This window comes from Nocardiopsis sp. LDBS0036 (genome assembly GCF_041228755.1).
GTDB classification, from domain to species: Bacteria; Actinomycetota; Actinomycetes; order Streptosporangiales; family Streptosporangiaceae; genus Nocardiopsis; species Nocardiopsis dassonvillei.
The window spans coordinates 4,105,554-4,117,201 of the sequence record NZ_CP141103.1 but is presented as its reverse complement, the minus strand read 5'-3'; the positions used below and the strand labels follow the sequence as shown (position 1 = coordinate 4,117,201).

Below are 11,648 nucleotides of genomic sequence, written 5' to 3'. Positions count from 1 at the left end.
TTCCGGTCGTCTAATTCATGCTAACGTCGCGATCAGCGGACGCGACGAGGCCCTTGTGACCTCCCGTCCCCCGGCTGGAAGGCGCCGCCCGGTGCGGCGCGACCGGCCCCGACCGCCCCCGCGTGTCGGTTCTCGCCCCACGGTGGAGAGGAACCCCCGGTGTCTGGAGTCCACGGTCTCACGAGCGCCGCCGGCGCCCGTTCCGCCGTGCTCCCCGCGCCGGTGCGGCGGGCGCTGCTGCTCGCAGCCCTGGTCTGCGGCCTCGTGGTCACCGCGTGGCTGACGGCCTCCGACCCCGTGCGGGCGCAGGAGGAGGGGGCGACCGGCACCCTCGTGCACCAGGCCGCCTCCGTCGCCGCGAGCGTGCGGGCACCCGCCGCACAGGCGGTCGCGGAGCGGCCGGAGGCGGAGCGGGCCGCTCACGGTCGCGAAGGCCCGGGCCGGAACGGCTCCGGGCAGGCCGGCGCCGCGCGGACGGACGCGGGCGGCTCCGACTCCGGGGACCGCCCGGACGCCGGCGCCTCCGTCCCGATGACCGCCAGGATCGACGACCCGCTGGTCGGCGCCGTGTCCGCGGTCGGGGAGAACACCACGCGGATGGTCCTCGACGGGTCCGCCGGGGTCTCCCGCGGCGACGTGCCCGAGACCCCCGAGGTGGCCCGGCAGATCCGCGACACCGTGCACGGGGTGACCGAGCCGGTCGAGGAGTACCTCGACGAGGACGACGCCTCCGGCACCGAGCCGCGGACGCAGGATCCGTCCGCGACCCCGGCCGACACGGACGAGCGGACCGGAACCGGGAGCGGTTCCGCGGTACCGCCCGTCCCCGCCGAGGTCGTCACGCACTTCGTCCCGGCCGTCACCGGAGCCACCGCGGGCGCCGTCCGGGCGCACGCCGACCCGGCCGCGGAGAACGCTCCCGCGCGCCTGGTCTCCGACCCGGTCGCCACGCCCTCCGGGCTGAACGGCTCCGCCTCGGGCTCCGCCCAGGGCGCTCCCATCGGCGTCCCCGCCGTCGCGGGCTACCTGACCACCACCGGTGCCCCGGCACCGGCGCCCGGCCAGCTCCAGGCCGCCCGGCGCGTCCTGCTCGCGGTCCCCGCCGAGTCCGCGGACGAGCCGACCTTCTCGCCCGACTAGCGGCCCCCTTCCAGCCGGTCGCCCAGCGACCCCTCCTGGCACGCCCCTTCCCAGAGCCGCAGCGCCTCCGACCGATCACGGTGGGTGAGGAACCGGACTCCTCTGGGGGTTGACGTGAGCCGCGCACCTCGACGGCGAGGTTCACGTCAGTCAGTGGCCAGCCAGATCCACGACTGATGACCGGTAGAGCCGCACCGCTCCCTCCAGGCGCGGCGGGCTCTCCCACCGGAAAGCCCGGACCAGAGCGGAACCCCTCCCCCCGGCCAGGGGAGCGGAACCGTCGGACGGCGGGAAGCGCACACGAACGCCGTCCACGCGAGAGCCACAGACCACATTCCGGAAGGACACACGACATGTTCAACACCGCTCGCACCTCTGCCAGGACCCTGCTGGTGGCCGCCAGCACCGCGGGTTTCGTCGCCCTCGGCGCCGGGATCGCCGGGGCCGACGTCCTCGGCGGCGCCACGGACGGGCTCGCGCTGAACGACCTGGGCAGCCAGGTTCCGGCGCCGCTGACGGAGGGCGTCTCCACGCCCCTGGGCGAGCTGGTCAAGGTCGAGCCCGGTCAGATCTCCGCCCAGCCCGACGTGCGTCGCCAGTCCGCCCCGGACCAGCCCCTCGGCCCGGTCGCCGGGAACGCCGTCTCCACCGACACCCCGATCCGGGCGGGGGAGGAGAACGCCACCAACGTCGGTCCGCTGGAGCTGGACACCGTCAGCGAGACGCTGCCCCTGTCGGGCACCGCGAGCCCGGTGTCGGGTGACCCGCTGTCCGGTCTGCTGGGCGGTACGGACCTCCTGGGCGGCCTGCTCGGCGGTGTCGGTGGCGGGGCGGGCGGCGGCACCCTGCCGCTGTCGCACGCCTCCACGGAGCAGTTGGCCTCGGGGCCGGTGTCGGGCGACCCGCTGTCCACACTGCTGGGGGGAACCGACCTGCTCGAAGGCGTGGGCCTGGACACCGGCGGCAGTACGCTGCCGCTGAGCCACGCCTCCACGGAGCAGCTGGCCTCGGGTCCGGTGTCGGGCGACCCGCTGTCCGGTCTGCTGGGCGGCGGTTCCACGGGGCTGGGCGGTACGGACCTCGTGGGCGGCCTGCTCGGCGGTGTCGGTGGCGGGGCGGGCGGCGGCACCCTGCCGCTGTCGCACCCGGAGTCCTCCCTGTCCCTCCAGGACACCAGGGAGACGGTCGGCACCGGCCTCAACCAGCTGGGCTCGTCGGTCGAGCGGGGCACGCACGAGGTCGGTACCGACCTGAGCAGCCTGGACGCCACCCTGCCCGCGTCCGGGGACACCCTTCCCCTGGCCGCCGCGGACACCCCCGCCGGCCCCATCAACGGCCAGAACACCGACCTGACCGGCGGCGCCGCCGACCTGGTCTCCGACCTGGTGCTGTCCGACGACGTGACGCTGCCCATGTCCGCGGGCACCTCCTCGCTGCCCCAGACCGTCGCCGACGCCTCGGCCGACCTGCTGCCCCTGCCCGAGGGCACCCTGCCCATGGCCGCCGCTCCCGAGGTCTCGGACGTGGCCGACCTCGCCGTCGACGCGGTCCGCACGACGCAGCTCGACCCCTCCGGCGACTTCGTGGGCAACGACCTGGTGGGCGTGGACGGCATGCCCGACCTGGGCCAGCCCCGGGTGGACACCAGCCAGCTGAACCTGCTGCCCGACAGCATCGCCTGACCTCCCTGGAACGTGCGCCCGCCGGTCGTGGCGGGCGCACGAGCCTCGGGCGGTGAGCGGGACCACCTCCGCTGAGGGGCGCCGAACGGAACTGTGGGGGTTCCAGGCGCGTACCGGCGGAGGGCGGAGTCTCCGCCGCCCGAGGCCCGACCGCGGTTCCGGACCGGGGGGGCCGGAACCGCGGTCCTTCGTGCCCGGAGTTCCCGGGAACACGCAAGGGGCCCCGGGGCCGGTACGACTTCGCGTACCGGTCCCGGGGCCCCTCGGCGTTCCGGAAGGCACTGGAGGAGCGGCGGAGGGGCCTCTGAGATCCCGGAAAGCTCCGGGGGTCTCAGAGGCCCCTCCGGGGCGCCTTATTCCATCTCGTCCCCGGTGCCGTAGCCCAGGCCGTCGGAGCACGGGTTGGAGGTGGCGTCGCGTCCCACGCCCGGACGGGCGGGCTCGTCATCCGGGGAGGCCTCCGCGACCTCCTCGTCCGCCGGGGAGGGCGAGGCCCCGGGCGGGTCCTGGGGAACGGGCGCCTCGTCGGCCATCGTGAGGGGCAGGGGCCGGTCCTCGCGCACGGCGGTGAACAGCTCCTCGGCCTGGTCCTCGTACCACAGGACCCGGTTGGGGTTGGAGGGCGCCTGGTACCAGGGCACGGTGTGGAACTCGATGTCGGTCAGCTCCACGTCCGCCAGGGTCACGGCGATCGACAGCATCCGGTCGAACGTGAGGGCGCTGTCCGTGGCGCTGTGCTCGGCCACCGCGCGCAGAACGGCGTTGAGCCTGCCCGGGTCGGTGATCACGTCGTTTCTGGTCACCTGGTCGGCCAGGGCCGCGAGGAACATCTGCTGGCGGTCGATGCGGCCGATGTCGCCGCCGTCGCCGATCTCGTAGCGGGCCCGGACGAACGACAGCGCCTCGTCGCCGTCGAGGGTCTGCTGGCCCGCGTCGAGGTCGAGCTTGGACCGGCTGTCCTCCATCGGCTCGGGAATGCACATGTCCACGCCGCCGATGGCGTCCACCACGTCCCGGAAGCTCATGAAGCTGAGGTGCACGAAGTGGTCGATGCGGACGTCGCTCAGCGACTCGATGGTGCTGACCACGCAGGGCGGTCCGCCGTGGTACATCGCGGCGTTGATCATGCCGAAGTAGCCGGGCGTGCCCTCGGTTTCTCCGTAGGGGTCGCAGTCGGGCAGGGCCACCAGCGAGTCGCGGGGGAAGCTGATCACCGACACCCGGCTCTCGGGTGAGATGTGCGCCAGCATGATCGAGTCCGAACGCTCGCCCTCGAACTCCGTCGAGTAGGCGGTGCTGCCCTCCTCGTAGCCGTCGGTGCCCATGAAGAGGATGTTGACGGAGTCGTTGATCCTCTCGGGCCGGTCCTCCTCCTTGAGCAGCCCGTCGATGTCGTACTGGACCATGTCCGAGCGCAGCGAGCGGTAGTAGCCGTAGGCGGTGCCGACCCCGGCGGCCAGGACGAGGACCAGGCTCGCGGCGACCCAGACCAGGATCCTGCCGGTCCGGCGGCGCTTCGTGCGGACGGGAGCGGCGGTCGGGGCGGCCCCAGCGGTCTCCGCGGTCTCTCCGGACTCCCCGGTCCCGGCGGCTCCGGCTGGGGCACCAGCCCCACCGGCCTCTGAGGGCGCCTTGGTCCCAGTGCGCTCTTCGTCCCCGGCGGCGGATCCAGCCGCTGGTTCCGCAGTGGCCTCCTCGGCCTCAACGGCCTTCTCGTCTCCGGTGACCTTCTCGGTCTCGGTGGCCCCTTCGGTACCGGTGGACTTTCGGGTGTCGCCAGCCTCGGCAGCCTCCCCGGCACCGGCAGGCTCGTCAGCCTCCGGGGTCTCCTGGGCCTGCTGCGTCTCCTGGGCGCCTCCGGTGTCCGATGTCACACCGGTGTTGGGGGCCTCTTCTGCCTTTCCGACCTCCTCCGCCCCCTCGGTCTCGTCCGACTCGTGGGCCCGGCCGGTTCCGTCAGCCCCGGTCTCGGACGCGGTGGTGTTGTCCCCACCCGCCGCGTCGTCGCCGGTGTTCTCGGTCCCTGATCGGGGTGTGGAGCCGTCCTCGGGCCTGTCGTCTGGTGTGTGGTCCCTGCCGGAGGCAGAGGGCTTCTCATCAGCGGGCATCGTGCAATCTCGGTGAGTTCGGACGGCGGGACGTGCCAACGGTCGGACGCCGGGCCGGAGGGACACGCGTCCGAGTTCGGGGGAGGGCGGGGAACGCGCGGAACGTCAGCGGCGGGCGGTCGCCGGATCCGGGGCCTCCTGGGGATTCGGGGGCGGCCCGCGGGGCACCGGCAGCACCGGGAAGCGGGTGCGGCCGAGGGCACGGAAAACGCGTGCGTGCCAGAGATCCTAGGTCAAGTTCTTCCCGTCCGCGCGCGCGGGTTGTCCATGGGCGGGGGGCCTGACCGCAATTGCGCCGCACAATTCCTCAGCCCCCGTGGTCGTCTCCTGGAGTCTGTCCGCCTGACTTTCCCCGGCTTGTCCGCTTGAAACGCCTATGTCCGGTCTCTGTCGGTGCAGACGCTGACCGCCCGCGCCCCTGAGCGGGGACGGCGGGCGGTCAGCGGAGCAGGGCCGGGTCAGTCGTCCCAGAAGGCGCTCTCCTTGGCGGGCTCCTCCGCGGTCGCGGAGGAGGAGCGCCCGCCCTTCGCCGCGGGCTTGGAGGGGGTCTTGGCCGTGCTCTTGGCGGGCTTGCGGGCCGGGGACGCGGGCTTGGCGCCGGTGTGCCGGGGGCGCGGGGTGACCGCGCTCTTGGTGATGGGCTCGGCGGGACGAGGCGTCTCGCCGGAGTGGATGCTCAGCGCCTCCTCCTCCACGGACAGCATCTTGCGGACCGCGGCGGGCACCTCGGGCAGCTTCTCGGAACGCAGGTGCGCGCCGAGCACCTCCAGGGCGTGGTCGCACAGCAGCTGGCGGGAGCGCTCGGACCTGACCCCGCTGAGCTCCTCGATCTCCGGCAGGGCCCGCTCGCGCAGCAGGCGGATGACGTCGCGCAGCCGGTCCCGCGTCTTGCGGTCGGTCATGGACATGACGGTCAGCTCCGCCTCGGCGAGGAAGCTGTCGCCGCCGTCGACGGAGTCGCGTTCGGCGATGAAGGCGCTGGTGAGGGTGCGCGCGGAGGCGCGGGAGGAGGTGCGGATGGCGTCGCGCCTGACCAGGCGGGCCTGGACGGCGGTGACGACGACGCTGGTGACCAGGCTGATTCCGGCGCCCAACAGGATCAGTGCGAGGGGGTTCTCTGGGAACACGGCGGGGACCTTTCCGGGCGGGGGTCCGCACGGGCGCGGCCACAGGGGTGACAGAGGTGTGCGGGGCGGGGGTGATGCTCGGTGACTATTCGTCACGCCGAGGGCGGTTGTCAAGTGCGGGTGCGGGGTGAGTGCGCGCCGAAGAACGCGTCGTCGCAGGTCGGCGGGGTGAGCGCGGGGGCACGGCTCGGTCGCGGGTCGCGGCGGTCGCTGGAGGGGAGCAAGGGCCCCTCCCGTGCGAGGATTCCCGGTCAGGCGCGGAGGTAACTTCCCCGTCCACAGCCTGTGGACGAAGGAGGGGTCCGGCGCGCGCCCGGGAACGGTCCGCCACGGGGCGCACGGCCCCGCCGGTCCTACGCCGCCTCGGTCTCACCAGCGGCCACCCGGCACCTCCGCCGCCGCGGCTGCCAGGGGCCGGCGCCGCCCCCCAGGGCCCACGGCATCGCCCTCAACCCGCCAGGAGCTTGTTCACCGCCTCCGGCGACAGGATCTCCTCGGTCACCATGGCCGCGCAGCCGCGCACGCCCGCCTCGTCCCACAGGGAGCTGGCCACGACGCGCAGCTGACGGGTGGCCAGGGCGGTGCACTGCTGGAACACCACCTCGCGCACGCCCGCCACCAGGTGGTCGTAGGCCTCGGCCAGGTCGCCGCCCAGCACGATCACCTCGGGGTTGAGCAGGTTCACCGCCCCCGCGAGCGCTTCACCCAGTCTGCGCCCCGCCTCCCGGACCAGGGTGACGGCCACCGGGTCGCCCCCCGAGGCCAGCGCCACCAGGTCCTTGAGCGTCCGTGCCCGGCACCCCTGTTCGGCGGCGCTCTCCAGCAGCCGCCGCCCGCCCGCGACCGCCTCCAGGCAGTCGGTGTTGCCGCAGCGGCACGGGAGCCCGCCCGCGCCGCGCACCGGGATGTGCCCGATCTCCCCGGCGGCGCCCAGCGAACCGCGCAGCAGCCGCCCGCCGGACAGCAGACCCGCGCCGATCCCCGTGGAGGCCTTCACGAACACCATGTCGTCGGGGTGCCCGTGCCCGCCCGCGATGTGCTCGCCGAGCGCCATCACGTTCACGTCGTTGTCCACCATCACCGGCACCGGGAAGCGCTCGGCGACCAGCGGGGCCAGCGCCACGCCCGCCCACTTGCCGAGGAAGGGGCGGTCGTCGGCGCGGCCCGCGTGGAACTCGACGGTGCCGGGCAGGCCGATGCCCACGCCGCGCACGTCACCGGGGTCGCGGCCGAGCGAGGCGATCTGCTCCGACCAGGTGTCCAGCAGCCAGGGGAGGGTGGCGTCGGGGCCCTGTTCCATCGCGGGCGAGCCCGGCGTGCGCACGAGGACCTCGCCGTCGAGGTCGCACACGGCGGCCTGGCTGCGGACCATGCCCAGGGCGCTGGTGAGGATGAGGCCGCTGGCGGCGTTGAACTCCAGCAGGGTGGGCGGCCGTCCGCCGCTGGAGACCGCGCCGGTGCCCTCGGTGACGAGCCCGCCGCCGATCAGCTCGGTGACCCGCAGGGCGACGGAGGGACGGGACAGGCCCGTGACCCGGCCGATCTCGGAGCGGCTGGTCGCGGTTCCGGAGCGGATGAGCTCCAGGATGTGGCCGCTGGTGGCAGCAGAGGACAGGCGTCCGGGGGTTCTGGCCATAGCTCATTCAACCATGAGGTTACGACGGGAAGGCTGGGAGGTTATGTAAATAATTGTTCTCAAGTGTGCTTGGTTTTTTACCATAGTCGGGTTTAGGCTCAAAGGGCCGGACGTCCCGCGCGTCCGCGCCGCCTCCCCGCGCCCCCCGCCTGCGTCACACTCCGCCCCCCGCTCCCCATCCCCTTCCCTCCCCGCTGGAGCAGACCGAAGATGCCGCAGCAGTCCGCGTCCCGTGCCACCGACCTGGTGGTCTTCGGGGGTACCGGCGACCTGTCCATGCGCAAACTCCTCCCCTCCCTGTACCTGCTGGACCGCGACGGCCACCTGGACGGGGGGACCCGCGTCGTCGCCGTCTCGCGCGACGGCCTCACCGACGCCGACCTCAGGGACAAGGCCGCCTCGGCGGTCCGCGGTCACCACGCCGTCCAGGTCGCCGAGCCCGACGTGCTCCACCGGTTCCTGGAGCGCCTCTCCCACGTCACCGTGGACGTCGGCGGCGACCCCTCGGGCTGGGACGACCTCACCGCCGCCCTGGCCCCCGGCCGCGACCGCGTCTTCTACCTCGCCGTCCCGCCGATGATCTCCGGCGCGATCTGCCGCGGCCTGGACGACGCCGGGCTCGTCACCCCCGACTCCCGCGTGGTCATGGAGAAGCCCCTGGGCCGCGACCTGGCCTCCTCCCGCGCCGTCAACGACGCGGTGGGGGCGGTCTTCGACGAGTCGCGCATCTACCGCATCGACCACTACCTGGGCAAGGAGACGGTGCAGAACCTGCTGGTGCTGCGCTTCGCCAACGTCTTCCTCGAACCCCTGTGGAACTCCCGCTGGATCGACCACGTCCAGATCACCGCCGCCGAGACCGTCGGCGTCGGCGGGCGCCGGGGCTACTACGACACCTCCGGCGCCATGCGCGACATGGTCCAGAACCACCTGCTCCAGCTGCTGTGCCTGACCGCCATGGAACCCCCGGCCAGCTACGACCGCGACTCCGTCCGCGACGAGAAGCTCAAGGTCCTCCAATCGCTGCGCCCCCTCACCGGGGACCGCGTCGCCGAGGACACCGTGCGCGGCCAGTACGGACGCGGCTCCGTCCACGGCTCGGAGGTGCTCGGCTACCTCGACGAGCCCGGCGGACCGGCCCTCAGCGACACCGAGACCTTCGTGGCCCTGCGCGCCGAGGTGGCCAACTGGCGCTGGGCGGGAGTGCCCTTCTACCTGCGCACCGGCAAGCGCATGTCGCACGCCCGCTCGGAGATCGTCATCCGCTTCCGCGAGGTGCCGCACACGATCTTCCCCGGCACCAACCTGCCCGGCGCGGGCAGCCTCGTGATCCGGCTCCAGCCGGACGAGGGCATACACCTGACCATGCTGGCCAAGACGCCCGGCGCCGGAGCGCTGCGGCTGCGGCCCGCCCCGCTGGAGCTCAGCTTCGCCGACACCTTCGCCACCCGCTCGCCCGAGGCCTACGAGCGGCTGCTGACGGACGTCCTGGCCGGTGACTCCACCCTCTTCATGCGCCGCGACGAGGTCGAGGCCGCCTGGCGCTGGGTGGACCCCGTCATCGAGGCGTGGAACGGCCTGAGCACCACCCCCGAGACCTATCCAGCCGGAAGCGCCGGCCCCGCGGGCGCGCACCGGCTCATCGGCCGAACAGGCCGTACGTGGTACGAAGAGGAGCGACCCCGATGACCGCGCACATCCCCGACGACGCCGACAACGCAGGGTACGGACCCGCCGTCCACCCCGTCGTCGCAGACGTCACCCGGCGCCTCGCCGAGCGCAGCGCCGACACCCGGTCCGCCTACCTGGCGCGGATCGACGCGGCGGCGGCCGAGGGCCCCGCCCGCTCCGCCCTGGGCTGCGCCAACCTCGCCCACGGGTTCGCGGCCTGCGGCGTCTCGGACAAGCTCAAGCTGTCCGGCGACGTCACGCCCAACCTGGCGATCGTCTCCGCCTACAACGACATGCTCTCCGCGCACCAGCCGCTGGAGTCCTACCCGGCCGTGATCAAGGCCGCCGTGGCCGAGGCGGGCGGCGTCGCCCAGTTCGCCGGGGGCGTGCCCGCCATGTGCGACGGCATCACCCAGGGCCGCGCGGGCATGGAGCTGTCCCTGTTCAGCCGGGACGTCATCGCGATGGCCACCGCCGTGGCCCTGTCCCACGACATGTTCGACGGCGCGCTGATGCTCGGCGTGTGCGACAAGATCGTGCCGGGCCTGCTGATCGGCGCCCTGTCCTTCGGCCACCTGCCGGTGGCGTTCGTGCCCGCCGGACCCATGCCCTCGGGCCTGCCCAACAAGGACAAGGCCCGCGTGCGCCAGCGCTTCGCCGAGGGCCAGGTGGGCCGCCGCGAGCTGCTCCAGGCCGAGTCCGCCGCCTACCACTCGCCCGGCACCTGCACCTTCTACGGCACCGCCAACTCCAACCAGATGCTCATGGAGGTCATGGGCCTGCACCTGGCCGGGGCCAGCTTCGAGCAGCCGGGCACCCCGCTGCGCGAGGCCCTGACCGCCGAGGCCGGGCGCAGCGTGCTCGCCCGCACCGCCCTGGGCGACTCCTACAACCCCGTCGGCCGCCAGGTCGACGAGCGGGCCGTCGTCAACGCCGTGGTCGCCCTGCTGGCCACCGGCGGCTCCAGCAACCACACCCTGCACCTGGTCGCCATCGCCCGCGCCGCCGGTATCGAGCTGACCTGGGACGACTTCGCCGACCTCTCCGAGGTGGTGCCGCTGCTCACCCGCATGTACCCCAACGGCGCCGCCGACGTGAACCAGTTCCACGAGGCGGGCGGCATGGCCCACCTGATCGGCTCCCTGCTGGACGCCGGACTGCTCCACGAGGACGTGCGCACCCTGATGGGCGAGGGCCTGGGCCGCTACCGGCAGGTCCCGAGCCTGGACGGGGGCGAGCTGACCTGGGTCGACGGGCCCAAGGAGAGCGGCGACACCTCCGTCCTGCGCGGCACGGACGACCCCTTCGCCCCCGACGGCGGCCTGCGCATGCTGTCGGGCAACCTGGGCCGCGCCGTCATCAAGGTCTCCGCGGTCGCGCCGGAGCGGCACGTGGTGGAGGCGCCGGCCCGCGTCTTCGGCGACCAGGCCGAACTCCAGGAGGCGTTCGCCGCCGGGGAGCTGACCGGCGACTTCGTCGCGGTGGTCCGCTTCCAGGGGCCGCGCGCCAACGGCATGCCCGAGCTGCACAAGCTCACGCCGCCGCTGGCCGTGCTCCAGGACCGGGGCCAGAAGGTGGCGCTGGTGACCGACGGCCGCATGTCGGGCGCCTCGGGCAAGGTGCCCGCCGCCATCCACGTGTCCCCCGAGGCCGAGGCGGGCGGCGCGCTGGCCTACGTCCGCGACGGCGACCCCATCCTCCTGGACGCCACCACGGGCACACTGGAGGTGCTGGCCGACCTGACCGGCCGCGAGCCCGCCCGTCCCACCGTGGACTCCGCCACCGGTACCGGCCGGGAGCTCTTCGCGGCCCTGCGCGGCGCGGTCGGCCCCGCGGAGAAGGGCGCCGGGGTCTTCGGATCCTGAACCGCCGACCCGGGCGCGCCGGGGGACCGGCCCGGGGCGCGCGGCGGACATCCGCCCCGCACGCCCCCGCGGCCGCGGCGCGCCCGCCCCAGACCTTCGACCGATCCTGGAGAGAACACGACTTGACTTCTCTCCCAGCTGAAGCGGGGAGATTCTTCCCTCGCGGGTTGAGCTTTCTGCTTCGTAGCCGGTTGCCGACCCGAACTAACGGCGGGGGACGGGGTGCCGCCCATCGGTCTTACATCAGCTCCACAGACCTGACTTTCTGCCAGCCCGGCAGTAGGAGGCCCGGATGTGGTTCTCGTCTGAGCCGACGCGAAGCAAGCTATCACCGGTTCGAGTGGTGGTTGGCGGGTTCGGTGATTTTGGTGGATGGTGATTCGCCCGGGGGCGCACGACCGTTGACCGTCCCGCTCCGC

At 73.5% G+C, this 11,648-nt stretch carries 7 protein-coding genes; 4 read left to right on the top strand and 3 right to left on the bottom strand.

What is annotated here, in order from left to right; translation table 11 throughout:
* The first annotated feature begins 159 nt into the window (after positions 1-159).
* Positions 160-1,140, top strand: a complete 981-nt coding sequence (locus tag UIS43_RS17370) for a hypothetical protein (RefSeq protein ID WP_071623076.1) — start codon at positions 160-162, stop codon at positions 1,138-1,140.
* A gap of 353 nt (positions 1,141-1,493) precedes the next feature.
* The gene (locus UIS43_RS17365) at positions 1,494-2,822 is read left to right on the top strand and encodes a hypothetical protein (RefSeq protein ID WP_358169523.1); all 1,329 of its coding nucleotides are present in this window, start codon (positions 1,494-1,496) and stop codon (positions 2,820-2,822) included.
* Between the two features lie 353 nt (positions 2,823-3,175).
* Here the strand turns inward: UIS43_RS17365 and UIS43_RS17360 are convergent, their stop codons facing one another.
* From UIS43_RS17360 to UIS43_RS17350, 3 genes are all read right to left on the bottom strand, one after another.
* A complete protein-coding gene (locus UIS43_RS17360) occupies positions 3,176-4,930 on the bottom strand; it encodes an LCP family protein (RefSeq protein WP_370010866.1) in 1,755 nt (584 codons plus the stop codon).
* Between the two features lie 458 nt (positions 4,931-5,388).
* Positions 5,389-6,057, bottom strand: coding sequence for a hypothetical protein (locus tag UIS43_RS17355; protein ID WP_071623073.1), 669 nt, complete (start codon positions 6,055-6,057; stop codon positions 5,389-5,391).
* Positions 6,058-6,505: 448 nt separating this feature from the next.
* Positions 6,506-7,693 (bottom strand): ROK family protein, encoded by a 1,188-nt coding sequence (locus UIS43_RS17350; protein ID WP_013155736.1) that lies wholly within the window; start codon positions 7,691-7,693, stop codon positions 6,506-6,508.
* Between the two features lie 210 nt (positions 7,694-7,903).
* Here UIS43_RS17350 and zwf point away from each other — a divergent pair, with 210 nt between their 5' ends.
* Positions 7,904-9,382, top strand: coding sequence for a glucose-6-phosphate dehydrogenase (gene zwf, locus UIS43_RS17345; RefSeq protein ID WP_013155735.1), 1,479 nt, complete (start codon positions 7,904-7,906; stop codon positions 9,380-9,382).
* Positions 9,379-11,229 carry a phosphogluconate dehydratase gene (gene edd / locus UIS43_RS17340; RefSeq protein WP_071623072.1) on the top strand — a complete coding sequence of 617 codons (1,851 nt, stop codon included), beginning with the start codon at positions 9,379-9,381 and terminating at the stop codon, positions 11,227-11,229. The genes zwf and edd overlap by 4 nt, the downstream gene beginning before the upstream one ends.
* Positions 11,230-11,648: the final 419 nt, after the last annotated feature.

What these genes read in the sequence shown, in the direction of transcription:
- UIS43_RS17365 (WP_358169523.1), top strand. Translation starts at nt 1,494, where the DNA reads ATGTTCAACACCGCTCGCACCTCTGCCAGGACCCTGCTGGTGGCCGCC.
- UIS43_RS17360 (WP_370010866.1), bottom strand. Translation starts at nt 4,930, where the DNA reads ATGCCCGCTGATGAGAAGCCCTCTGCCTCCGGCAGGGACCACACACCA.
- UIS43_RS17350 (WP_013155736.1), bottom strand. Translation starts at nt 7,693, where the DNA reads ATGGCCAGAACCCCCGGACGCCTGTCCTCTGCTGCCACCAGCGGCCAC.
- zwf (WP_013155735.1), top strand. Translation starts at nt 7,904, where the DNA reads ATGCCGCAGCAGTCCGCGTCCCGTGCCACCGACCTGGTGGTCTTCGGG.
- edd (WP_071623072.1), top strand. Translation starts at nt 9,379, where the DNA reads ATGACCGCGCACATCCCCGACGACGCCGACAACGCAGGGTACGGACCC.